This window comes from Anoxybacillus sp. CHMUD (genome assembly GCF_013096965.1).
GTDB lineage: Bacteria > Bacillota > Bacilli > Bacillales > Anoxybacillaceae > Anoxybacillus > Anoxybacillus kestanbolensis_A.
In genome coordinates this window covers 39560-64966 of the sequence record NZ_SDLG01000012.1, presented here as the reverse complement: position 1 = coordinate 64966, position 25407 = coordinate 39560, and the positions used below count along the sequence as shown (strand labels likewise).

Here is a 25407-nt window from a genome sequence, read left to right as displayed (position 1 = left end):
AAGCGGACGTTTGTTTGTGTCTAACACAAAAACCATAGGGTTCTCCCCTTTCCTCTGCATAAAGCAGGTCATATTCTCCTCGACCATGTTATAGATGCTTGTTATGTGCAAGACACTAGCGCTACCCACCACGCTTGTTTAACCTTGCACGACAGAGGAACGGGCTGGAGAAGCACCCGAACGTGTCATGACATCTATAACGTAGGCTCTGTTTCAAGCCTTGGTCTGGTCAACATGGGGCTTACAAGCCCACGATTTTAGTCGTTGGGTTGTTGACTCCTTGTAAAATATTGATTCAGCTCTTCGATCATTGCATCGATCGTATATGTATGTGGGCAAACGTGAACAGGAATGCCTAAATGAAGAGCTGTCTGTTTCGTAATCGGACCGATACATGCGATGGTGACAAAAGATAAATCAACGTTTTCCCCTGCGATCGCTTCAACAAAGCTATGTACTGTCGATGAACTTGTAAACGTAATCGCATCGATCATCCGTTGTTGAAGAAGTTCGATTATTTTTGGTTTTGCATCTTCATTGTATGTCGTTTCGTATACGATCCAATCTGTGACGTCTGCGATGCTGCTTAATTGCTCTCGCAACGTATCGCGCGCTAAGTTTCCTTTCACAAGCAACACGCGCGCATGCGTAGAAAGTAACGGTTTTAACGCTTCGACTAAACTTTCAGCGACAAATTCATTTGGAATGAGGTCGACAACAACGTTTCGTTTTTGCAATGCTTTCGCTGTTTTTTCCCCTACTGCAGCCACTTTCGGCCACGTTGGTGGTTTCATTTCGCTAATCAGCTCGAAAAAATATTTAACTCCGTTTTGGCTCGTAAATACAATCCAATCAAACGTATGCCATTTGTGTAATAAGTCTTGACCTACTTGTTTTGCCCGTTCAATGCGAATCAATGGTAACTCAATCGGAATCGCACCGTGTTGTTCTAACGCTTGCGATAACGCTTTTGCTTGCGATTTTTCGCGCGTCACAAGCACCCGTTTCCCCCGAAGCATTTACTCCAGCTCCTTTAATACTCGTTCAATGAGTTGTTTCGCTCCTCGTTCAATTAGCCGTTTTGCCGCTTCCGTACCCACTTTTTCGGGCTCTGTCCCTTTCATAACTTCTTTCAATACTTCTGTTCCATCCGGTGTTGCAACAAGTGCTGTAAGCACAATCGCATCTTCATCAACGTACGCATAACCGGCAACAGGCACTTGGCATCCACCCTCAATGCGCTGTAAAAAGGCTCGCTCTGCCCGAACCGCACGTTCCGTTTGTTTATCAGTCAGTTGGTTTAACCAATACAATAGCTCTTCATCATCTTCCCGACATTCAATAGCCAACGCCCCTTGTCCAACCGCTGGAACGCATACGTCAGTCGGCAAATATTGTGTAATCACTTCTTTTGCCCATCCCATGCGATGCAATCCAGCAGCTGCCAGTATAATGGCATCGTACGCATCTGTTTGTAATTTCGCCAAACGAGTGTCAATGTTACCGCGAATCCATTGAATTTGTAAATCTGGACGAACGGCTAACAGTTGCGCGGAGCGTCGTAAGCTGCTCGTTCCGACAATCGCTCCGCTTGGTAGTTGTTCAAACGGAATATGCCCTTTGGAAATAAGCACATCGCGATGGTCTTCACGCTTCGGTACGCATCCGATCATTAATCCGTCTGGCAAAACAGCAGGCATATCTTTCATACTATGAACGGCAAAATCAATTTCACGATCTAGCATCGCTTGTTCAATTTCTTTTACAAACAACCCTTTGCCTCCGACTTTCGATAACGTCACATGTAAAATTTGATCGCCTTTTGTGACGATTTCTTTTACTTCAAATTCAAACGGGGCCCCGAGTTGTTTCAGTTGTTCAATGACCCAATTTGTTTGAGTTAGCGCTAACTTGCTACGGCGCGAACCAACAATAATTTTTCTCATTTTTCTTTCCTCCAACAATCGCTAAAAATGAAATTGCGATAACGTACCAAATAAAAAGAAATTAATAAGCAAAATAAGAAACGAGCCGACATTCCAAACTGCCATTTCTTTCCCTTGTATCCCTTTGACAGTTCGCTTATATAAATAAAAACTGTATGTTGCCAATACAGTAAACGAGCCGAGCACTTTTGCATCGTATAAAACAAAATGATCTACTTTCATATATGCCCAAACAACACCTAAAATTAAACTCAATAACAAAACCGGAACACCGACACCATTAAGCACGTACGCAAGATCATCAAACTTGGCTAAATCACCAAGCCGCCATAACCGCTTTCCCCATTTCTTCTTCTTCAATAACTCGTATTGGAGCAAATATAAAAGCGAAAACATAAACGAAATCGAAAATGCCCCGTACGATAAAATAGCCATCGTAATATGAATAAACAACAGTTCAGACATTAGTTGCTCTGCGATGCCAACAGTGTAGGGCGTCGGTGCGAACGTATGCAATGAAAGAATAAAAAACGCTAATACATTTGTGAAAAAAACGAGAAAATCAACGCGCAGCCATCTGTTAATCGCAAGCGATAACGTAATAAGTAACCACGCGTAAAACGACAGCCCCTCCGCAAGCGTTAAAACAGGGAATTTCCCCGTCCCGACCATTCTCGCAAAAAAGAAAAATGTTTGCATCCCCCAAACAATAGAAAGCAACCCGAAAGCAATGCGGTTTGCCTTCCGGTTGTGATGAAGAAAATCGATAAAATAAAATAAAACGGACGATGCATGTAAAAGAAGCGAGAGTTCATACCATCTCGTCATATCAAACATATGTGATCTTCCTTACGATTGAAAAGATGGTTCTGTCGCTCGCTCGTGAACACAGCTTATCTCTTTTTGTTGCTGCTTCACTTGTTGTTCAATATTGAAAATTTTCATAAACAACCGAAGCGCTTCTTCTGCATTGTCCTCTGCAGCCAATTCTTTTGCGCGCAAAATCGGATCGCGCAACAATTGATTGACGATACTTTTTGTATGTTTGTTTAACACTTTTTTATCGCGTTCTGATAAATGCGGTAATTTTCGCTCTAAACTTTTCATCGTTTCTTCTTGAATAAGCATCGCTTTTTCACGCAAAGCTGCAATAATCGGCACAACCCCGAGCATATGCAACCATTGTTGAAACTCGTCCATTTCCTCAGCAATCATACGTTCAATTTGCTCGGCCGCTTTTTTCCGTTCGGCTAAATTCGCTTCAACAATATCTTGCAAGTCATCAATATCATATAAAAAGATGCTATCTAACTCAGCAAGCGCAGGATCTAAATCGCGTGGCACGGCAATATCAATCATAAAAAATGGACGACCTTTGCGCATTTTTTCAATGACAGCCATCGTTTCTTTTGTGATGACGTATTGCTTTGCGCCTGTCGAACTAATTAAAATGTCTGCTTCCAACAACGCACATTGCAATTGTGATAACGGCTTGGCGTCCCCTTGGAATCGTTCGGCGAGTTGCTGCGCCTTTTCAAACGTACGATTCACGACCGTCACGCGTTTGACGCCGCTTCCGTACAAGTTTTGCAGGGCCAATTCTCCCATTTTTCCAGCACCTAATATAAGCACATGTTTATTTTTTAGATCGCCAAAAATTTTTTTCGCCAATTCCACCGCTGCATAGCTGACAGATACGGCATTGGCGCCGATTTCTGTTTCGGCATGGGCGCGTTTAGCAAGCGTAATCGCTTGTTTAAATAGTTGTTTAAACACCGTGCCTATTGTGTTTTCTTGTTGCGCTAAAAGAAAACTTGTGCGCACTTGCCCAAGAATTTGCGTTTCACCTAAAATCATCGAATCAAGACCGCAAGCAACGCGGAACAAATGTTCAATCGCCTCACGTTCTTCATAAATGCGTAAATACGGAGCGATTTGTTCTTTATCAAGGCCAAACCAATCCGCTAAAAATGTTTTTATATAATAACGCCCTGTGTTTAATTGATCGACGACCGCATAAATTTCCGTACGATTACACGTCGATACGATGACGTTTTCTAACATACTTTTTTGCTTTTTTAGCGCTTTCATCGCTTCAACAAGCTCCGCTTGATTAAACGTCAATTTCTCACGAATTTCGACAGGGGCTGTACGATAGTTCACGCTGACAACGACGACATACATTTCTCATCACCCCGAAGTTTAAAGTCATCTCATTTCATTATAGCACGTCTACATTGTTTTTTCCTTATAAACTGTGAATACAATTTGACAACTTTCGATCTTTCTTAAATGGCGCACATTTAGTAAACTAGTGAACAGATGCTGTTTTAAGTGTCGCATGGAATTGGGGGATTTTCAATGAAAAAACGTGGTATTTTTTCTGGCATCATTTTAATCGGTTTTGGGATGTATTTTTTACTTGAGCGATTTTCACTTTTTCCATCTTTCCATACGTGGCCAACGTTGTTGTTCATTACTGGGATCGCTTTTTTAGGTCAAGCGTATATCGGAAAAGACTACTCCGCTATTTTATCCGGTGTTGTGTTCACAGGAATTGGCGTTCATTTTCATCTCGCTTCTCGCCTTTCATCATGGCCGAATCATATAAGCATGGTCACCTTTATTATCGCGCTCGGATTGTTGCTACAGTACATAAAAACGAAACAAGCATTGCTTCCTACCGTTTTACTTTTTGTTTTGTCGATCATCTTTTTATTTTCACATCGGCTTCAACAAGTGTTTACATCCGTAACGTTTGATTCACTCATTCACATTTGGCCATTGTCGTTCATTTTGATCGGATTGTACTTATTATTTATAAAAAAAGGATAACTATACAAAAAATGTGGGTCAATCACCCACATTTTTTACATCCATTTTTGCAATGCTCCCCACGCTTCATCTTTCCCTTGTCCTGTTTCAGCCGAAAAAATAATAAGTTCGTCATCTGAAATAAGACGCAATGTTTCTTTGGCGACTTTCGCATGTTGTTGCCATTTCCCGCGTGGAATTTTATCCGCTTTCGTTGCAATGACGAGCGTCGGAATGTTGTAATGTTTTAAAAACTCATACATCATCACATCATCTTTCGTTGGAGGATGACGCAAATCAACGATCAACAACGCTGCCTTCAGCTGTTCACGTGTCGTAAAATACGTTTCAATCATTTTCCCCCATGCTTCGCGTTCTGTTTTTGATACTTTCGCAAATCCATATCCCGGCACGTCAACAAAATAAAACGCATCGTTAATGCGATAAAAGTTCAATGTTTGTGTCTTTCCAGGTTTTGACGAAGTGCGCGCAAAATTTTTTCGGTTAATCATTTTATTAATAAACGACGATTTTCCGACGTTTGAGCGCCCAGCAAGCGCAAACTCTGGGAGCTGGCCTGCTGGATATTGTTCTTGCTTCACAGCGCTAATGACCATTTCTACGTTTGTAATTTTCATTTTTCTCCACCTACCAAAGCATGTTCAAGTACATCATCAATATGTGAAACGAGAACAAACTGCAATTGTTTTTTGACGACCTCTGGAATATCTTCTAAATCTTTTTCGTTTTCTTTCGGTAAAATGACTTTCTTTAATCCGGCGCGATGGGCGCTTAACACTTTTTCTTTCACACCACCAATCGCAAGCACACGACCGCGCAACGTAATTTCCCCTGTCATGCCGACAAAGCGACTGACTGGTTTTCCCGTCAATGCAGAAATAAGTGCTGTCGCCATCGTAATCCCTGCTGATGGACCGTCTTTTGGTACCGCTCCTTCTGGCACATGAATATGAATATCTAGTTTTTCATGAAACTCCGGATCAATGCCAAGTTCTTTTGCTTTCGAGCGAATGTATGTAAATGCTGCCTGAGCAGATTCTTTCATCACATCGCCTAATTGACCCGTCAACGTCAATTTTCCTTTTCCAGGAGCAATGGACACTTCAATCGCTAGCGTATCTCCACCAGCTGTAGTATATGCAAGACCTGTTGCTACCCCGACTTGATCTTCGTTCTCTGCCTGCCCGTAATGATATTTCGGTTTTCCTAAAAATTCACTTACATTTTTTTCTGTGACTACGATGCGCTTTCGTCCTTCTGACACGATCGTTTTTGCGGCTTTGCGACAAATCGATGCAAGTTGGCGCTCTAAGTTGCGCACACCTGCTTCGCGTGTATAATAGCGAATCACTTGCATGATCGCATCATCGCGCATATGAAGCATGCGCTTTTGCAAACCGTGTGCTTCCATTTGTTTCGGTAATAAATGTTCTTTTGCAATGTGCAATTTTTCAATTTCTGTATAACTCGGAATCGTGATAACTTCCATTCGATCGAGCAGCGGACGCGGAATTGTCGCGAGCGTATTCGCTGTCGCAATAAACATCACTTTAGATAAGTCATATGGCTCCTCAATATAATGATCGCTAAAGGAATGGTTTTGTTCTGGATCTAACACTTCCAATAGTGCAGCAGACGGATCACCGCGAAAATCGCTTGACATTTTATCAATTTCATCGAGCAAAAATACAGGGTTAATCGTTCCGGCTTTTTTCATTCCTTGAATAATGCGTCCCGGTAAAGCCCCGACGTACGTGCGGCGATGTCCACGAATTTCCGATTCATCTCGCACCCCACCGAGCGAAATACGAACGAAATGTCGATTTAACGTTTTTGCAATCGAACGAGCGAGCGATGTTTTTCCAACTCCCGGCGGACCAACTAAACAAAGAATTGGACCTCGCAACGAGTTCGTCAGTTGTTGCACAGCTAAATATTCAAGAACGCGCTCTTTCACTGTTTCGAGACCGTAATGCTCTTCGTTTAAAATTTTTTCTGCCCGATGAATATCGTGAATATCTTCTGTTTGTTTCGTCCATGGCAAGGCAAGCAACCAATCCAAATAGTTGCGAATGACCCCGCTTTCTGCTGAAGCAGCAGGTACTTTTTCATAGCGATCTAATTCTTTTAACGCCGTAGCTTTAACATGCTCGGGCATTCCTGCTTGTTCAATTTTTTCACGCAACAACTCAATCTCGCCAGTTTTTCCTTCTTTTTCGCCGAGCTCTTTTTGAATGGCCTTCATTTGTTCACGTAAATAATATTCTTTTTGTGTTCGCTCCATCGACTGTTTCACGCGCTGGCTAATTCGTTTCTCTAAATGTAAAATTTCTTTTTCATTATGAAGAATTTGAATGATTTGATGCACACGCTCTTTCACATCGACCGCTTCAAGCAATCGTTGTTTTTCTTCAAGCTTTAACGGCAAATGGGAAGCGATAATATCCGCCATTCGTCCCGCTTGCTGAATGTCCATCACAGATGTATAAATATCTGCAGACAATTTTTTCGATAGTTTTATGTATTGCTCAAAATATTCAAGCATCGTGCGACGTAACGCCTCAAATTCAATGTCTTCGTTTTCTTGATCAGCGAACGGTTCTACTTGAACGACGTAGCACGGCTCTTCACTTACCCACTTCACTACTTTTCCGCGTGAGATCCCTTCAACGAGCACGCGAAACGTTCCGTTCGGTAACTTTAACAATTGCTTCACACGTGCGATCGTGCCCATTTCATATAAATCCTCAAGCTCCGGATCATCAATTTGTACGTCTTTTTGTGACGTTAATAACACGAGATTTTCTTCAACCATCGCTTTTTCTAACGCTTGTACCGATTTTTCCCGTCCAACGTCTAAATGCAATACGGTCGTCGGAAACACAAGTAGCCCTCTTAACGGCAAGAGTGGAATGACTTTATTTTTCTTTCTCGCCACAACCCCGCACCTCCATCATACTTCTATTGCCCTATTGTATAGTACATTATAGCGTTTGTAAAATCTTTCATCGTAAAAAATCGACTTCAACGCTCCGTTGAAGCCGATCGCTTTCACATCCGCTCTGTTTTTGGTAAATGATGACGCATCGGAACAGAACGAACATGTTCGTGAAATAAGAAAGAAAGAACATCGCCAATATGGTCAACTGGAACAATTTCAATGCCTGTTACTTGCCTTAAAATTGACTGCATATTCTCACGTGGAATGATAACCGTTTTGGCACCAGCTTGTTTTGCTGCTTTTACTTTCGGGAAAATACCGCCGACCGGTTTCACATTCCCATGCACCCCAATTTCCCCTGTCATCGCCATTGTTGGATCAATTGGTAAATGATAAATCGCAGAGTAAATCCCAACCGCCATTGCCACACCAGCAGAAGGGCCGTCTATCGGGACACCACCTGGAAAGTTTACATGAATATCATATTGATCTGCAGGCACACCAAGTGAACGTAAAACAGTAATGACATTTTCAATTGAGCCGCGCGCCATACTTTTGCGACGAATCGACTTGCCCTGGCCACCAATTTGTTCTTCTTCGACAATGCCCGTCATATTGATCGTCCCTTTTTCTTTTGTCGGCAACACCGCTACTTCGATCTCTAGCAACGCTCCGCTATTTGGGCCATAAACTGCTAATCCATTCACTAATCCAACTTTCGCTTCTTGTCCCACTTTTTTCTCATAGCGTGGCGATAATTGACTTGATTGAATAACCCATTCAATATCTTGGCGTAAAATTTTAGAACGTTTCTCAGAAATGACGATTCCCGCCGCGATTTGTAACGTATTGACCGCTTCGCGTCCGTTGCGAGCATACATCGCAAGCTCATGAACCGCCTGTTCTTCAATCGGGAGGTTTACTTTTTCCGCTGCTTTTTTCACAATTTGAGCAATTTCTTCTTGTTCTAACTCCCTAAAAAACACTTCCATACAGCGTGAGCGAATAGCTGGCGGGATTTCGTTCGGTGTTCGCGTCGTGGCACCAACAAGTCGGAAATCAGCTGGCAACCCATTTTGGAAAATGTCATGAATATGGTTTGGAATATTTGGGTTTTCTTCGCTATAATATGCGCTCTCAAAAAACACTTTTCGGTCTTCTAACACTTTCAACAACTTGTTCATTTGAATCGGATGTAATTCACCAATTTCATCAATAAACAATACGCCACCGTGGGCATTCGTTACTGCCCCTTGTTTCGGCTGCGGGATCCCTGCTTGTCCCATCACCCCCGCTCCTTGATAAATTGGATCATGTACAGAACCGATGAGCGGATCCGCAATGCCGCGTTCATCAAAGCGGGCAGTCGTCGCATCTAACTCAACGAATACCGCATCTTTTCGAAAGGGGGACAGAGGATTTTTTTTCGCTTCTTCTAATACGAGACGGGCGGCCGCTGTTTTTCCAACACCTGGTGGCCCGTAAATGATGACGTGTTGCGGATTCGGTCCACATAATGCAGCTTTTAATGCTTTTATGCCATCTTCTTGACCAACAATATCATCAAACGTCTTTGGACGCACTTTTTCAGCAAGCGGCTCCGTGAGCGAAATCGAACGCATTTTCCGAAGTTGTTCCATCTCTTTTCGTGCTTCTTTGTCAATCGAAATTTTTTGCGTCCGTTGACTTTTTAATAAGTTTAAAAAATATAGACCGATAATGATCCCGAAAAACAACTGAATAAGCAGCGCAATATTTGTCCAATTCATCCTATTTCGCGCAGGAGACTCCCACTTCAACGACCAAAGGGAGTAAGTGGGAGAGGAATGCGCGTTCCCCCTTTCTTTTGTGTATGATATAATAAAGGCGTGGAGAAAACCGTTCAATAAAGGCACTCCAATAACTGCTACTCGATGTATGGAGTTGGTTACAGGAAACGTTGTAACCGTAAAACATCGAGCGTGGGTCCGTCTGTTGTGTGTGGAAGCCAAGTACTGCCAACAGACACACCGAGAGAATCGGTAACGATGCAGGCATGACCTGCGTCGTTGGGTAGTCGTCAACCTGCCCCTGATGCAACCCCAAGTCAAGGAAGGAGGAAGAAGTCCGTTTGCACTTCTGGGGAGTTGCAAGCCCTCACTTCAAGCGTTAGCTAAGTGGGGGTAGTTGACGGCCGTTCCTCCTGCATATGTACTGTATGCATAGTATCTCCGAGCGAAGAAAGAAATAAACAAAAAAAGATCGACTTTCCGATTCGGAAAATCGATCTTTTTCCATCTACGCTGATGTTTTTCTTTCGTATTCGATAATCGTTCCATCGTGTAAAATGAGGAGTGGTGCTTTTTCCCCACGTACGGCCTCTGCTGTGATGATACACTTTTGCACATCTTCACGTGATGGCAATTCAAACATAACATCAAGCATAATGCCTTCAATAATCGAGCGTAAACCGCGCGCTCCTGTTTTTCGTTCAATCGCACGTTTAGCAATCTCACGAAGTGCCTCTTCTTCAAATTCAAGCTCAACATCGTCAAGCTCAAGCATTTTTTCATATTGCTTCACAAGGGCATTTTTCGGCTTGACTAAAATATCAACAAGCGCATCTTCATCGAGCGGTTGCAAGCTCGTAATGACCGGAAGACGTCCAACAAATTCTGGAATTAATCCGAATTTTAATAAGTCTTCTGGCAACACTTTCGACAACAAGTCCTTTTCTTCAACTTCCGCTTGTGCATCCGAACTAAATCCGATCACTTTTTTACCGAGACGGCGTTTAATAATTGGCTCTAAACCATCAAACGCCCCACCGCAAATGAATAAAATGTTTGTCGTGTCAATTTGGATAAACTCTTGATGCGGATGCTTACGCCCCCCTTGTGGCGGCACACTCGCGATAGTACCTTCTAAAATTTTTAATAATGCTTGCTGTACCCCTTCACCAGATACGTCACGCGTAATGGAAGGGTTTTCTGATTTACGTGCAATTTTATCGATTTCATCGATATAAATAATTCCTTTTTCTGCCCGTTCAATATCGTAATCGGCCGCTTGAATGAGCTTCAACAAAATATTTTCAACGTCTTCACCTACATACCCGGCTTCTGTTAGCGATGTCGCATCAGCGATCGCAAATGGCACATTTAAGATGCGTGCAAGCGTTTGAGCGAGCAACGTTTTTCCGCTTCCTGTCGGCCCGATCATTAAAATGTTACTTTTTGCTAATTCGACGTCATCAATTTTACTGTTTGAATTAATGCGTTTGTAATGATTATATACTGCCACAGAAAGCGCTTTTTTCGCCTCGTCTTGTCCGATGACGTATTCATCTAAAATGTCGCGAATTTCCTTTGGTTTCGGTACATCTTTAAATTCTACTTCTTCTTCCGATCCAAGCTCCTCTTGCACAATTTCAGTACACAATTCAATACATTCATCGCATATGTATACGCCTGGGCCAGCAACAAGCTTGCGCACTTGTTCTTGCGTTTTACCGCAAAACGAGCATTTTAACTGCCCTTTTTCATCATTAAATTTAAACATGTTTTCACCCCTTATTCCTTTACGATCATATGTACATAAAAATGAAAAAACGTTATGTATTCGTCATTTTATCATAAATCTTTAAAAGTATGCCAATAAAAATGCAAATGTGCGTGAAAAGTTAGAAAACTTCCATAGTGATTTATATGTGGAAAGAACAAGGCACGTGTGGCACCTTGTTCTTTCTCCTCTCATTATGCAACAACTTTGCTGTTTTCAACAAGGAAATCGATTGCTTTGCGCATTTTTAAGTCTTCTTTTAAGCCATCTAATGTGCCTAGAAGCTCTTTTAACTTATCAACAGATAAGTTGTAAAGACTTGCCATTTCTTGCAATTCTTTTTCTACTTCTTCTTCTGTGACGTCGATGTTTTCTGCTTTTACAATCGCTTCAAGCGTCAACGTTACACGAACGCGTTTTTCTGCTTCTTCTTTCATTTGTTCGCGAAGTGCTGCTTCATCTTGTCCAGAGAATTGATAGTATAAGTCAAGGTTTAATCCTTGCATTTGTAAACGTTGTTCAAACTCGCGAATCATGCGATCTGTTTCATTTTTCACCATCACTTCTGGAATGTCCATTTGTGCATTTTCTGTCGCCTTTTGAACAACCGTATCGCGAAGTGCTGCTTCTGCTTCTTCTTTTTTCTCGTTTGTTAAGCGCTCTTTAATTTTTTCTTTCAATGCATCTAATGTTTCGACTTCTTCATCTACGTCTTTGGCAAATTCGTCGTCAAGTGCTGGAAGTTGTTTTGTTTTAATTTCATGCAATTTAATTTTGAACACCGCTGGTTTACCAGCTAATTGCTCTGCATGATATTCTTCTGGGAATGTTACTTCAATATCTTTTTCTTCTCCAGCAGCCATGCCAATTAATTGTTCTTCAAATCCTGGGATAAATGTGCCTGAACCGATGACAAGTGAATAGTTTTCCGCTTTACCGCCTTCAAACGGTTCACCATCAACAAATCCTTCAAAATCGATGACGACTGTATCACCGTTTTCTACCGTTCCTTCTTCTTTCACAACAAGCTCAGCATGACGTTCTTGCAGGCGTTTTAATTCTTGCTCCACATCTTCATCTGTTACAGTATCGTCCAATTTTTCAACTTCAAGACCTTTATATTGGCCAAGTGTAACCTCTGGCTTCACAGTTACTTTTGCAGTGAAAATTAAGCTTTTTCCTTTTTCTATTTGCTCGACGTCGATTTCTGGACGATCAACTGGCTCAATACCTGTTTCTTCGACAGCTTTTGCGTATGCCTCTGGCAATAAAATATCTAACGCATCTGCGTATAATGACTCAACGCCGAAACGTTTTTCAAATAGAGAGCGAGGAATTTTTCCTTTACGAAATCCTGGAATTTGTACTTTTTTCACTACTTTTTTAAACGCTTCATCTAATCCTTCATTCACTTTTTCAGCGTCTACTTCTACTGTAAGAACGCCTTGGTTGCCTTCGAGTTTTTCCCATTTCGCCGACATGCTTCTTTCCCTCCAACTTCAAAAATAAAAATTCATGTAAATGAACTACATATATGTAGGCATACACGGTTTTATGTGTAATACAACCACTATATTATACCATACAATCATATACTTTCAACAGAGAGCCATAATTTTTCTACTTCATAAAGTTTGGAAACGAGCGGACTTGTCGATATCGTCTGTCCCGTTTCACATTGCTCGATATATGTGTATAGCGCATTCGCCCATTGTTGTACCGATTCTGTTGGGAGAAATGGATACATCACAAACATGTAACGAAGCCATATTTGTTTGCCCCATTCATACATTGTCGGATTTTGTTTCGCCCACGTTTGCTCGACAATATCAAGCACTTGTTCAATCCAATCGTTTTGTTTTTGCTCATCAAGCTCGGCTGGAACAACGGTCATCGTTTGACCAAATTTTTTTACGGTTATCAGCTCTGTCACTTGTTCTTTCTTTAATATGTGCAACATGGTCGTCTTTACAATCGGGTGTTTTGTTTCATCACACAAATAGCGAGCAAATATCGGAACAATGCGCAAAACGATGGGCGAATCTAATTGGTGAAGAATGCGCAATTGTTTTGACCATTGTTCGCTTTCAAAAATGGCTTCATATTGTTTTGCTTGTTGTTCGTACTGTGAACGAATCATTTTTTCACTAAACTGTAAAAGCGGTAAAAATGGAGTGCAATCGATTCCTTTTCGTTGAATTTTGTGAATAACTGCAACCACCTCGTCGTATTGTTGTAAATGGACGAGCATCGAGATGTATACGGACCAATCCCCGCTGCCGCGCTCTAACAGTTGTTCACATCTTTCTTTCGCTTCTTCGATCTGTCCCATTTCAAATAAACAAACAACAAGCGCCATTTGTACATCATCATCATGCCATTGAAGTTGTTCTAACTGCACGAAATATGTATACGCTTCTTTATATCGCTTTCCTTTTAACGCTTCCATCCCTTCTGCCAACAATCGCTCTTTTAAATAAGGATGTGGAACGATTTTTCGATTTTTCACATATACTCACCTTCGTTCACATTTGCCTTTCAGTTTAGCAATGTTTGCGAATAAATTCAACGAAAAACGCCCTCGACAAAATGTCAAGAGCGTGCTTTTTCGTAGGCGATAATATATGGTTCATACACGAACGTTAAATCAATTTCGTCCCAACCTTTTAAAAGGAGCTGTTTTCGATACGGATCGATGTCGAACGAGCTTGTAAACCCTTCATCATCAAAAACGACTTGTTGTTCAAGCGAAATCGTTAGTTCGTAATCTGCCCGTTCCGCTTGTTTTAACAAATAAGCGACGTCTTCTTTTGGAAGTTTAATAGGAAGTAAACTATTTTTCAAACAGTTGTTGTAAAAAATATCAGCAAATGAAGGAGCAATAATGGCACGAAATCCGTAATCCGCAAGCGCCCAAGGAGCGTGTTCGCGCGATGAACCACATCCGAAATTTTCATTTGCGACTAAAATGGTCGCGCCTTCGTTTTCAGGACGGTTTAACTCAAAATGTGGGTTTGGTGTTCCGTCCGACAAATAACGCCAATCGTAAAAAAGAAATTGACCAAATCCGGTGCGTTCAATTCGTTTTAAAAATTGTTTCGGAATAATTTGATCCGTATCTATATTTGCTCGATCTAAGCCAGCCACTTTTCCTTTATGAACGACGAATGGTTCCAACTTTTTCCCTCCTATCTTACCACTTCTTTATACAATGTACGCACATCGACAAAATGCCCGTAAATCGCAGCCGCGGCTGCCATTGCTGGACTCACGAGATGCGTGCGCGCCCCTTTTCCTTGTCTCCCTTCGAAATTGCGGTTTGACGTTGAGGCGCAATGTTCCCCTGCCGGAACAGTATCTGGATTCATTCCAAGACACATGCTACAGCCGGAATCGCGCCATTCAAAGCCTGCGTCAATAAACGTTTGAGCAATTCCTTCTTCTTCTGCCTGCTTTTTTACTTGTTGTGAGCCCGGAACGACGAGCGCTCTGACGCCCGGTGCGACTTTTTTTCCTTTTACAATTTGCGCTGCTTCCCGTAAATCGCTTATGCGCGAGTTTGTGCATGATCCGATAAACACATGTTGCACCGCAATATCCGTCATTTTCGTTCCTGGCTTTAATCCCATATATTGCAACGCTAACTGTACAGCTTTTCTCTCTGTTTCTGTCGCAAATTCGTTCGGATCTGGAACAGTTCCATCGATCGGAGAGCTCATTGCTGGCGTTGTGCCCCATGTCACTGTTGGAGCAATTTCACTTCCATCAATATGAACGACACGATCATATGCCGCTCCTTCATCTGTGCATAACTGCTTCCACTTTTCAACTGCCTGCTCAAACGCTTCTCCTTTCGGTGCATATTTTCTCTCTCTTAAATATGCAAACGTCACATCATCTGGGGCAATTAACCCAGCTCGTGCCCCTGCTTCAATCGACATATTGCAAATTGTCATCCGCTCTTCCATCGACATCCGACGAATAACATCGCCTGTAAACTCAAGCACGTAGCCTGTGCCAAAATCAACTCCAAACTTGCCAATGATCGCTAAAATGACGTCTTTTGCTGATACGCCTGGTGCTAACGATCCCGTAACGTTCACTTGCATCGTCTTTGGACGATGTTGCCATAACGTTTGCGTCGCTAATACGTGTTCGACTTCGCTCGTTCCGATCCCGAACGCTAATGCCCCAAAAGCGCCATGTGTAGACGTATGGCTATCTCCACACACAATGGTTTTCCCAGGCTGTGTCAACCCGAGTTCTGGACCGATGACATGAACAATCCCTTGTTCTGGACTGTTTAAATCGGCAAGCGGAACGCCGAACTCACGACAGTTCCGCTCCAATGCTGTCATTTGATTTTTCGCCACTTCATCTTCAACAACGGACCGATTAATCGTTGGAACGTTATGATCCATCGTCGCAAATGTTAAATCTGGGCGACGCACTTTTCTTCCTTTTTGTCGCAATCCTTCAAACGCTTGCGGCGATGTCACTTCATGAACGAGATGTAAATCAATATATAATAAATCGGGTTTCCCATCTTCACGATAAACGACGTGTTCATCCCAAATTTTTTCAATAATCGTCTTTGGCGCCAATTCAACCCCTCCTACACATACACTTGCATAATTCGTTCAATAGCTACATCATCTAAAATGGCATCTTTTACTTTTTCGACCATTTCTGTCGTTGATAATACAAAATCTCCATGTTGAGCGATGTCTGCTGTACGATACCCAGCATTTAACACTTGTTTCACCGCTCGTTCGATGACATCCGCCTCTTCTGTCAGACCGAATGATAGACGAAGCATCATCGCTGCTGACAAAATCGTTGCAAGTGGATTCGCTTTGTTTTTTCCTGCAATATCTGGAGCCGAACCGTGAATCGGCTCATACAACGCTGGGCCGTCAACGGATAAGCTAGCCGATGGAAGCATGCCAAGTGAACCAGTTAACATCGATGCTTCATCGCTTAAAATATCACCGAACATATTTTCAGTTACGATGACATCAAACTGTTTTGGCGAGCGGACGAGCTGCATCGCAGCATTATCGACGAGCATATGTTCAAGTTGAACGTCTGGAAAACGTTTAGCCACTTGCTCGGCTACTTCTCGCCACATGCGGCTTGATTCTAACACGTTCGCTTTATCCACCGATGTTACTTTTTTCTTTCGTTTTTGCGCAAGCGTAAAAGCAAACGTAATAATCCGCTCGATTTCTGCGCGTTTATAAAACAACGTGTCAACAACCGCTTCTTCGCCTTTTTCAACGCGGCGTTCACTCGGTTTCCCGAAATATAAGCCTCCGGTTAACTCACGTACGATCACAAAATCTGCTCCTTCAATGACATGCGGTTTAAGCGGTGAAGACGCTGCTAAACTTTCATAAAACGTAACAGGACGAACATTAGCAAACAAATTCATTTCTTTCCGAATTTGCAATAATCCTTTTTCAGGACGAACGTGCGGCGGATTTTTGTCCCATTTCGGTCCTCCGACCGCACCGAGCAATACCGCATCGCTTTGTTTGCACATGTGAAGCGTTTGTTCTGGAAGCGGCGTTCCTTCACGGTCAATCGCTTCTCCGCCAATCAAACCGTATGAGAACTGAAACGTATGACCGAAACGATCACTAATTGCTTGCAATACTTTTACCGCTCCTCTTGTCACTTCTTTTCCAATGCCATCCCCTGGTAACACAGCGATACGATACATAAAAATATCCCCCTTTGTTATTGCGCGGCAAGCGCTTGTTCTTCTTTCATCTTTTCAATAACAAACATGCGATTAACCGCATGAATATATGCTTTTGCTGATGCTTCTAGCACATCTTGTGCCGTTCCCCGACCGCTCGCTTCTTTCCTATCGAGCGATACTTTCACATACACTTGCGCTAACGCATCACGTCCACTCCCAACCGATTCAATGCGATAATCGAGCAACGTCACCGGTATTTGCAACGCTTTTTCTAAAGCGTTATACAGCGCTTCAACGCTACCAGCCCCTGTCGCTGCTTCTTGGATGTCGTTTCCTTCTCCATCTTTCAATACAACAACTGCCGTTGGGATTTGATTTGTTCCGTATTGCACTTGAATCGAACATAATTGATAAAAGTTTTTATACATGTCTAGCTTTTCATCTAAAATGAGTGCAATTAAATCATCATCGGTAATGTCTTTCTTTTTATCTGCTAAATCTTTAAAGCGAGCGAACAAACGATTCACTTCTTCTTCTGTCAATGAATAACCAAGTTCTTGAATACGTGTACGAAACGCATGGCGTCCGGAATGTTTTCCGAGTACCATTGAGTTTGATTGCACCCCAACGAGCTGGGGAGAAATAATTTCGTACGTTGTTTTCTCCTTCAACACACCATCTTGATGAATGCCCGATTCATGAGCAAAAGCGTTTTTGCCGACGATCGCCTTATTTGGCGGAACAATCATTCCTGTTAACTTGCTGACTAAACTGCTCGTGCGTTTAATTTCTTGCAAGTTCAAGCGCGTCTCTGCTTGATAGTAATCTTTTCGTATATAAAGCGCGACCGCCACCTCTTCAATGGCCGCATTGCCTGCTCGTTCCCCAATGCCGTTAATTGTTCCTTCAATTTGTGTCGCTCCTGCTTCAATGGCCGCAAGCGAGTTTGCGACCGCCATACCTAGATCATCATGGCAATGGGCAGATAAACTAATTTTTTCAATATTCCGAACATTTTTCTTTAAAAAAGAGAATATGTCACCATATTGTTTTGGAGTAATATAACCGACTGTATCTGGGATGTTAATGACGTTTGCCCCAGCTTCAATGACTTTCTCAACAATCGTCGCTAGAAACGGGAGATCGCTTCGACATGCATCTTCTGCTGACCATTGTACAATTGGAAAATATTTTTTCGCATAACGAACAGATTCGACAGCTGTTTCAACGACTTGTTCGGGTGTCATTCGCAATTTATATTGCATATGAATAGGTGACGTTGCAATAAATACGTGTAAACGTGGCTCTGCTCCGTCCTTTAACGCTTCCCATGCCGCATCAATATCGGATTGAACCGAGCGTGAAAGACCTGTGACTGAACAGTTACGAACCGTTTGTGCGATCGCTTGAACAGCTTGAAAATCACCTTTTGATGCGGCAGGAAATCCCGCCTCGATGATATCAACACCGAGGCGCTCTAGCTGCCGAGCAATTTCTAGCTTTTCATGCAAGTTTAAATTGACGCCAGCCGACTGCTCACCATCACGCAACGTCGTATCAAAAATGTTAATTTTTCGCACCGACCGTCACCACATCTTTCTGTTTAGCGTTGACAAACGGCATCATTTTTCGTAATTCGCGACCAACAACTTCAATTAAATGTTCGTTTTCCCGACGGTTGATCGCGTTAAACTCTGGACGATTCGCTTCGTTTTCTAAAATCCACCCTTTCGCAAACTTGCCTGTTTGAATATCTTCAAGCACTTTTTTCATTTCCGCTTTTACTGCATCGTTAATGATGCGTGGCCCTGTCACAAAGTCGCCCCATTGTGCTGTATCAGAGATTGAATAACGCATGCCTGCCAAACCACCTTCATACATTAAATCAACGATCAACTTTAACTCGTGTAAACATTCAAAATATGCAATTTCTGGTTGATATCCTGCTTCAACAAGCGTTTCAAATCCTGCTTTGACAAGGGCAGTTAATCCACCGCAAAGAACCGCTTGTTCACCAAATAAATCCGTTTCTGTTTCTTCTTTAAACGTTGTTTCAATCACACCTGCCCGAGCGGAACCGATCGCTTTCGCATACGCAAGTGCTGTTTCTTTTGCTTCACCAGTCACATCTTGATAAATGGCAATTAATGCCGGCACGCCAGCCCCTTCTGTATATGTGCGACGCACTAAATGCCCAGGACCCTTTGGTGCAACTAAAAAGACGTCAACGTCGCTTGGCGGAACGATTTGATTGAAGTGAATATTAAATCCGTGGGCAAACACGAGCGCATTGCCTGGCTGTAAGTTTGGTGCAATTTCTTCTTTATATACTTTCGGTTGATGTTCATCTGGAAGTAAAATCATCACAACGTCAGCTTGTTTTGTCGCTTCACTGACAGGCAAGACGACAAAGCCATCTTGCTCTGCTTTTTCCCAAGACTTCCCTTTTCGCAGCCCGATAATCACCTCAACACCGCTATCACGTAAGTTTTGTGCATGCGCATGGCCTTGAGAACCGTATCCGATAATTGCTACTTTTTTCCCTTGAATGTAAGCTTCGTTTGCATCGCCATTGTAATATACTTTTACCATAATAAAATCCTCTCCTTTTAAATAATAAATAGTGATTTATTTGTTGATGATGCGCGTTGTGAACCGCGCGGAAACGCTGTTGTTCCTGTTCTTGCGACTTCCTTTAATCCGTATGGCTTTAATAAGTCGATAAGCGCGTCAATTTTTTCTGGTTCACCTGTCACTTGAACGACGAGACTATCGCGTGCTACATCGACAATCGCTGCACGAAACGGTTCAATGAGCGTATAAATTTCGCCGCGCGTCGCTGGGGTAACCGCCACTTTAATTAAAGCAAGCTCTCGAACAATAATCGCTTGATCAGTAATATCAACCACTTTTAATACGTCAATCTGTTTGTTCAGTTGTTTTGTAATTTGTTCGGCAATGCGTTCATCCTCTACATTGACGACAAACGTCATACGTGAAATGCCTTCTGATTCGGTATGACCAACTGTAATACTTTCAATGTTGTAATGTCGCTTTGTAAATAAACCTGTAATACGATTTAACACGCCCGGACGATTATTTACCGTCATTGTAATAATGCGCTTCACCATTTCACCCCCACCATCTCATGTAATCCTTTTCCAGGCGCAACCATCGGATATACGTTTTCACCTGGACAAACGTGAAAATCAAGTAAAACTGGCGCATTTGTTGCAAGCGCTTCTTTCAATACGTATTCCGCTTCTTCTTCGGTCGTTGCACGCATCGCTTTCATCCCATACGCTTCTGCTAAGCGAACGAAATCTGGTTGATTCGGAATGAGGGAATGAGAATATCGTTTTTCGTAAAAAATTTCTTGCCATTGACGAACCATACCGAGCGCCTGATTGTTGACAATGACAATTTTAATCGGCAAATTTAGCTCTTGAATGACAGATAGCTCTTGTAACGTCATTTGGAACCCACCGTCACCAACGATCGATACGACCGTTGCCTCTGGCTGTGCCAATTGCGCTCCGATTGCTGCTGGCAATCCAAATCCCATCGTTCCTAACCCACCGGATGTCACCCAGCGATGCGGCTGTTTAAATTTATAATATTGAGCCACCCACATTTGATGTTGACCAACATCCGTTGTGACAACGGCTTCACCGTTTGTATATTCATGAATCATTTCAATGAGCCGTTGCGGTTTTAATACACCTGGTTCACGTTTATACATAAGCGGATATTCCCGTTTCCATTCGTTCAACTGTTTAAGCCAATCCGATACATCTGGTCGTTTTCCATTTTGTTCAATAAGCTGAATAAGCGCTTCTTTCGCATCGCCAACAATTGGAATTTTTGTCGGTACATTTTTTCCGATTTCTGCTGGATCAATGTCAATATGGGCAACTGTCGCTTTCGGTGCAAAATGTGCTAAATTGCCAGTGACCCGATCATCAAATCGCGCGCCGACATTAATGAGCAAATCACATTCATACAGCGCCATGTTTGCTGTGTACGTCCCATGCATTCCCGCCATTCCAAGAAATAATGGATGATCAGCAGGAAATCCACCAAGCCCTAAGAGCGTGTGAATTACTGGAATATGTTGTTGTTCAGCGTATTGTTTTAACTGTTCATGAGCATTCGCATGAAGAACACCTGCTCCGGCTAAAATGACCGGTCGTTTCGCTTGACTGACCGCCTCGACAAGTTTGCGAATTTGTAAATGATTCGGTTTTGTAGTTGGCTGATAACCTGGCAACTGCACATCTTGTTCATAGTCAAACTCTGCTTCTGCGACAGCCATATCTTTCGGAATATCGATTAATACAGGTCCCGGACGTCCAGTCGTTGCGATATGAAACGCTTCTTTAATGATTTTTGGCAGCTCGTGTACATCACGTACTTGGTAACTATGTTTTGTAATTGGCATGGTAATGCCGAGCACATCCGCTTCTTGAAAGGCATCCGAACCGATGACGCTTGATGCGACTTGCCCTGTGAAAACGACGAGCGGAATGGAGTCCATCATCGCATCCGTTAAACCTGTCACAATATTTGTCGCACCCGGTCCCGATGTCGCAATAACGACACCTGGTTTTCCAGAGATGCGCGCATATCCTTCCGCCGCATGAATCGCACCTTGTTCGTGACGCGTGAGCACGTGAAACACACCCGACTCATACAATTTGTCGTAAATTGGTAATACAGCTCCTCCTGGATAACCGAAAATCACCTTCACATTCTCTGCCTTGAGCGCCTCGATCAACATAAGTGCTCCACATAACGTTTGTTTTTTTGCCACTCTTTCTTTCACTTTCATATTCGCTGCCATTTTTTCACCCCTAAAAGAAATGTGAAATAAGAAAAGCCTTCTCACCCCTCCATCAGTCCGTGCGGACCAAAGGGGCGAAAAGGCTTGCATCCTTCCCGCGGTACCACCCTTCTTCGTGGCAAAGCCACCTCAGGAGCGCGCGACGATCGTCGCATCGCTCGTTTTAATAACGAGTGACGTGCACCCGTCCGTCCCTACTAGAGTCGATCGTTCAGGACGGCGCTCCGAGGGGAGTTCACAAACGGAGACATCACCGGTTTTCAGCTACCCCGGCTCTCTGTGGATGCCTAACCCGTCAGCTACTTATCCTCTTCAACGCTTTTTCTTTATTGATTTGTTACCCAGCATTGACATTTTGTGAAGCATATACTTTTACACCTTCAGAAACAACACGTTTGCGAAATTCTTCTAACAGTCGTTTCGTATGTTCGCCTGGCACTCCGTCACCGATAACACGACCATCGACCTTAACGACCGCAATCACTTCTGCTGCGGTTCCCGTTAAAAACACTTCATCTGCTGTGTACACATCATGACGAGTAAACGGCTCTTCTTTGACGACATAGCCGAGATCTTTAGCGATGTCGATAATCGCATCGCGCGTAATGCCTTCAAGCGCCCCGACATATCCTGGTGGTGTATATAACACGCCATTTTTAACGATGAACACGTTGTCAGCTGACCCTTCAGCAACATATCCTTGGTCATTGAGCATGAGCGCTTCGCTGACGTTTGCTAAGTGTGCTTCAATTCGGACTAATACGTTATTTAAGTAGTTTAAAGATTTTACTTTTGGGCTTAATACATCTGGACGATTCCGTCTTGTTGCTACGGTAATTACTTCAATGCCTGTTTCATACAAATGTTTTGGGAAGATCGCTAACGGTTCAACGATAACGACAACTTGTGGCTTCGGACATTTGTACGGATCGAGTCCAAGGTCGCCAACACCACGCGACACAATGACACGAATATACGCATCTTCAAAGCCGTTTTTTTGCACCGTCTCGACGATAATATTTGTTAATTCTTCTTTTGTGTAGGGAATGTTTAACAAAATGGATTTCGCTGAATTGTATAAGCGGTCAATATGCTCTTTCATACGAAACACATTACCGCTATATACTCGAATTCCTTCAAACACCCCATCCCCATAAAGAAAACCGTGATCGTATACAGAGATTTTTGCATTTTCTTTTGTCACAAATTCATCGTTTAGAAAAATCCACTGTTCACTCAATGCTTTTCCCCTCTTCCCCTGTTCGCCGTCTCTTGCCTCTTCTGTTGATTACGACTTTTGTTAGATTTATTTGAAAATTATCATACGCTCATTTACGAGAACAGTCAATACTATTTCATTGAATTTTTTGATTATTTAGATTAGTTAAAACGTTATGTATACGCTTACATAATTGATATATCAAGGAAAAGAAAGGATATAAAAAATTTGAACATTTTTTGACTAAACAAAAAAATCCCCTTGCCTATGCAAGAGGATCTTTAGCGTCCCAGGAGAGATTCGAACTCCCGACCGACGGCTTAGAAGGCCGTTGCTCTATCCAGCTGAGCTACTGGGACATATATAGACATATCACAAACATATCATCGTGGTTTGGACAATTGTTATTGTAATGATGTTTATGAAAAAAGTCAATAGGGGCGATGGAATTTTCTTGCCCCTATTTTGTTGTATATGTCGTTGTTAAATCATGGAGCGGTTTGCCGTCGATATTGTAAAAATGTACGGTTGTAGTTGCTTCGTCTATATGAAGTATGGCATATGTTTTTTCGCGACGCAGGCGCGGTAAATAAACGCTTCCTGGATTGATGAAAAGAACATCATCGATTTGTTCACATCCTGCAATGTGCGAGTGACCAAAGCAAACGATGCGTGCCCCGACTTCTTTCGCTTTATAATATAAATTCATGAGCGTCATTTTGACGTTGTACAAATGACCATGTGTAATGAAAAAGCGAACGCCGTTTACTTCTTCAACAAGATCGGTTGGAAAACGACGTTCGTTGTCGCAATTTCCTCGCACAACAAGCATGCCTTGCAACGCTTCGTGGTTGCTTGTTAACTCAGAATCACCGCAATGAATGATTGCATCAACATGTTGTTTGTGGCGTGAAACGATCGTCTGTAATTCTTTGGTTAATCCGTGGCTATCGCTTACAATTAATACGTTCACGACTCATTCTCCTTTTCAAACAGCTTGTCCCATATATGTAAAAGATGTTGTAGCGCTTTTGCCCGATGGCTAATTTCATTTTTCTCTTCTTTCGTTAATTGGGCCATTGTTCGTTGTTTTTCAGGAACAAAAAAAATCGGATCGTACCCAAAACCGTTTTCACCAACTGGTTCTTCTGTTATATATCCTTCACATACGCCATCTACTGTCGTCACATCTCCGTTTGGTTTGGCAACAGCGAGCGTACAATGAAAACGGGCGGTTCGTTGTTCAAAAGGCACACCTTGTAACTTTGTAAGCACTTTTTCGATGTTTGCTTGATCATTTTTTCCTTCGCCGGCGTAGCGAGCCGAGTATACGCCCGGCTCGCCGTTTAACGCGTCAACGATTAATCCTGAGTCATCTGCAATGACCGTTTCATGGAGCATATTCGCAATCGTCGTTGCTTTTAATATCGCGTTTTCTGCAAACGTCGTTCCCGTTTCTTCAACATCTGGTATGTCATCATAGGCAAGGAGGGAGAGCACGTCGATCCCTTTTTTTGAAAACAATTGCTGAAATTCTGCTACTTTCCCTTTGTTTTTGGTGGCAATGATTATTCGTTTCATTTCGCTTCTTCCCCTTCCGAACCATGTTGCATAATTTGTTCCGCAAGAGAACCGAGTGCCTCTTTTTGCCGAGCGATAAGTTCGTGAATACCTTTTTCAGCAACGGTTAATAAATCGAGCAGTTGCTCATATGAAAACGTCGCTTCTTCCCCTGTTCCTTGAATTTCGACAAAACGTCCCGATCCCGTCATTACAATATTCATATCGACTTGTGCTTTTGAATCTTCAATATAGTTTAAATCCAAAATAATACCATGTTCTTCATCAATTCCGACAGATGTGGCGGCTAAAAAATCTGTAATCGGTAGTGCCGGTATTTTTTTATCTTCAACCATTTTTCCGAGCGCCAATGTCATAGCGACGAACGCCCCTGTAATTGACGCTGTGCGCGTTCCACCGTCCGCTTGAATGACATCACAATCGATCCAAATGGTTTTCTCACCTAACTTTTGCAAATCAACAACAGAACGAAGCGCACGACCGATTAATCGTTGAATTTCCATCGTTCTTCCTGATAACTTTCCTTTACTTGCTTCGCGAATATTTCGTTGTTCAGTCGCACGTGGAATCATCGCATACTCCGCAGTAATCCATCCTTTCCCCCCTCCACGCATAAACGGTGGGACTTTATCTTCGATGCTTGCTGTACAAATCACTTTCGTATCACCAATCGAAATAAGCACAGACCCTTCCGGATGTTTTAAATAGTTCGGTTCAATATGTACAGGACGAAGTTCGTCATTTGTTCTACCATCTACTCTCACACAAAATCCTCCTCAATATATGTTCACGAAA

General features: G+C 42.6%; 22 protein-coding genes, 1 tRNA gene and 1 other annotated feature. Of the genes, 1 reads left to right on the top strand and 22 read right to left on the bottom strand.

What is annotated here, in order from left to right:
- Positions 1 to 257 precede the first annotated feature (257 nt).
- The 4 genes from ETB99_RS09685 to hemA are packed head-to-tail and all read right to left on the bottom strand — an operon-like array spanning position 258 to position 4130.
- A complete protein-coding gene (locus tag ETB99_RS09685) occupies positions 258 to 1019 on the bottom strand; it encodes a uroporphyrinogen-III synthase (RefSeq protein ID WP_171700483.1) in 762 nt (253 codons plus the stop codon).
- Entirely contained in the window at positions 1020 to 1946 is a 927-nt protein-coding gene (hemC, locus tag ETB99_RS09680; RefSeq protein ID WP_077427976.1) for a hydroxymethylbilane synthase, read from the bottom strand.
- Positions 1947 to 1967: 21 nt separating this feature from the next.
- The gene (locus ETB99_RS09675) at positions 1968 to 2783 is read right to left on the bottom strand and encodes a cytochrome C assembly family protein (protein WP_077427974.1); all 816 of its coding nucleotides are present in this window, start codon (positions 2781 to 2783) and stop codon (positions 1968 to 1970) included.
- A 12-nt stretch (positions 2784 to 2795) separates the two neighbouring features.
- A complete protein-coding gene (gene hemA, locus ETB99_RS09670; protein ID WP_171700482.1) occupies positions 2796 to 4130 on the bottom strand; it encodes a glutamyl-tRNA reductase in 1335 nt (444 codons plus the stop codon).
- Positions 4131 to 4307: 177 nt separating this feature from the next.
- On the opposite strand from hemA, the gene ETB99_RS09665 reads away from it, so the two are divergent.
- Entirely contained in the window at positions 4308 to 4781 is a 474-nt protein-coding gene (locus ETB99_RS09665) for a LiaI-LiaF-like domain-containing protein (RefSeq protein WP_216366143.1), read from the top strand.
- A 35-nt stretch (positions 4782 to 4816) separates the two neighbouring features.
- Here the strand turns inward: ETB99_RS09665 and yihA are convergent, their stop codons facing one another.
- The 18 genes from yihA to rph all read right to left on the bottom strand — a co-directional run bounded on the left by yihA (position 4817) and on the right by rph (position 25376).
- Positions 4817 to 5398 carry a ribosome biogenesis GTP-binding protein YihA/YsxC gene (yihA, locus tag ETB99_RS09660; RefSeq protein WP_012574290.1) on the bottom strand — a complete coding sequence of 194 codons (582 nt, stop codon included), beginning with the start codon at positions 5396 to 5398 and terminating at the stop codon, positions 4817 to 4819.
- A complete protein-coding gene (gene lon / locus ETB99_RS09655) occupies positions 5395 to 7719 on the bottom strand; it encodes an endopeptidase La (RefSeq protein ID WP_077427968.1) in 2325 nt (774 codons plus the stop codon). Before lon ends, yihA begins: the two co-directional genes overlap by 4 nt.
- 113 nt (positions 7720 to 7832) lie before the next feature.
- Complete coding sequence (gene lonB / locus ETB99_RS09650; protein ID WP_171700484.1) at positions 7833 to 9491, bottom strand: ATP-dependent protease LonB; 1659 nt, start codon at positions 9489 to 9491, stop codon at positions 7833 to 7835.
- 508 nt (positions 9492 to 9999) lie between these two features.
- A complete protein-coding gene (gene clpX, locus ETB99_RS09645; protein ID WP_129000664.1) occupies positions 10000 to 11262 on the bottom strand; it encodes an ATP-dependent protease ATP-binding subunit ClpX in 1263 nt (420 codons plus the stop codon).
- Between the two features lie 194 nt (positions 11263 to 11456).
- A complete protein-coding gene (gene tig, locus ETB99_RS09640; RefSeq protein WP_171700481.1) occupies positions 11457 to 12743 on the bottom strand; it encodes a trigger factor in 1287 nt (428 codons plus the stop codon).
- Between the two features lie 107 nt (positions 12744 to 12850).
- Complete coding sequence (locus ETB99_RS09635; RefSeq protein ID WP_171700480.1) at positions 12851 to 13771, bottom strand: DUF3196 family protein; 921 nt, start codon at positions 13769 to 13771, stop codon at positions 12851 to 12853.
- Between the two features lie 83 nt (positions 13772 to 13854).
- Complete coding sequence (gene leuD / locus ETB99_RS09630) at positions 13855 to 14439, bottom strand: 3-isopropylmalate dehydratase small subunit (RefSeq protein ID WP_006320363.1); 585 nt, start codon at positions 14437 to 14439, stop codon at positions 13855 to 13857.
- Positions 14440 to 14450: 11 nt separating this feature from the next.
- Positions 14451 to 15866, bottom strand: coding sequence for a 3-isopropylmalate dehydratase large subunit (gene leuC, locus ETB99_RS09625; protein ID WP_171700479.1), 1416 nt, complete (start codon positions 15864 to 15866; stop codon positions 14451 to 14453).
- Positions 15867 to 15877: 11 nt separating this feature from the next.
- Positions 15878 to 16987 carry a 3-isopropylmalate dehydrogenase gene (gene leuB / locus ETB99_RS09620; RefSeq protein WP_006320361.1) on the bottom strand — a complete coding sequence of 370 codons (1110 nt, stop codon included), beginning with the start codon at positions 16985 to 16987 and terminating at the stop codon, positions 15878 to 15880.
- Positions 16988 to 17004: 17 nt separating this feature from the next.
- Positions 17005 to 18549 carry a 2-isopropylmalate synthase gene (locus tag ETB99_RS09615; protein WP_077427957.1) on the bottom strand — a complete coding sequence of 515 codons (1545 nt, stop codon included), beginning with the start codon at positions 18547 to 18549 and terminating at the stop codon, positions 17005 to 17007.
- Complete coding sequence (gene ilvC, locus ETB99_RS09610) at positions 18536 to 19561, bottom strand: ketol-acid reductoisomerase (protein WP_171700478.1); 1026 nt, start codon at positions 19559 to 19561, stop codon at positions 18536 to 18538. The genes ETB99_RS09615 and ilvC overlap by 14 nt, the downstream gene beginning before the upstream one ends.
- Positions 19562 to 19578: 17 nt before the next feature.
- Positions 19579 to 20097 (bottom strand): acetolactate synthase small subunit, encoded by a 519-nt coding sequence (gene ilvN / locus ETB99_RS09605; protein WP_041639265.1) that lies wholly within the window; start codon positions 20095 to 20097, stop codon positions 19579 to 19581.
- Positions 20094 to 21812, bottom strand: coding sequence for an acetolactate synthase large subunit (ilvB, locus tag ETB99_RS09600; protein ID WP_077427953.1), 1719 nt, complete (start codon positions 21810 to 21812; stop codon positions 20094 to 20096). The genes ilvN and ilvB overlap by 4 nt, the downstream gene beginning before the upstream one ends.
- 67 nt (positions 21813 to 21879) lie before the next feature.
- Positions 21880 to 22137, bottom strand: a binding site (T-box leader).
- 12 nt (positions 22138 to 22149) lie between these two features.
- Positions 22150 to 23052 carry a branched-chain-amino-acid transaminase gene (gene ilvE / locus ETB99_RS09595; RefSeq protein WP_004889176.1) on the bottom strand — a complete coding sequence of 301 codons (903 nt, stop codon included), beginning with the start codon at positions 23050 to 23052 and terminating at the stop codon, positions 22150 to 22152.
- A 264-nt stretch (positions 23053 to 23316) separates the two neighbouring features.
- Positions 23317 to 23390 (bottom strand) — tRNA-Arg (locus ETB99_RS09590).
- A gap of 101 nt (positions 23391 to 23491) precedes the next feature.
- Positions 23492 to 24004, bottom strand: a complete 513-nt coding sequence (locus tag ETB99_RS09585) for a metallophosphoesterase family protein (RefSeq protein WP_077427951.1) — start codon at positions 24002 to 24004, stop codon at positions 23492 to 23494.
- The gene (locus tag ETB99_RS09580; protein WP_006320345.1) at positions 24001 to 24612 is read right to left on the bottom strand and encodes an XTP/dITP diphosphatase; all 612 of its coding nucleotides are present in this window, start codon (positions 24610 to 24612) and stop codon (positions 24001 to 24003) included. Before ETB99_RS09580 ends, ETB99_RS09585 begins: the two co-directional genes overlap by 4 nt.
- A complete protein-coding gene (gene rph, locus ETB99_RS09575; RefSeq protein ID WP_006320344.1) occupies positions 24609 to 25376 on the bottom strand; it encodes a ribonuclease PH in 768 nt (255 codons plus the stop codon). The genes ETB99_RS09580 and rph overlap by 4 nt, the downstream gene beginning before the upstream one ends.
- Between the last annotated feature and the right edge of the window lie 31 nt (positions 25377 to 25407).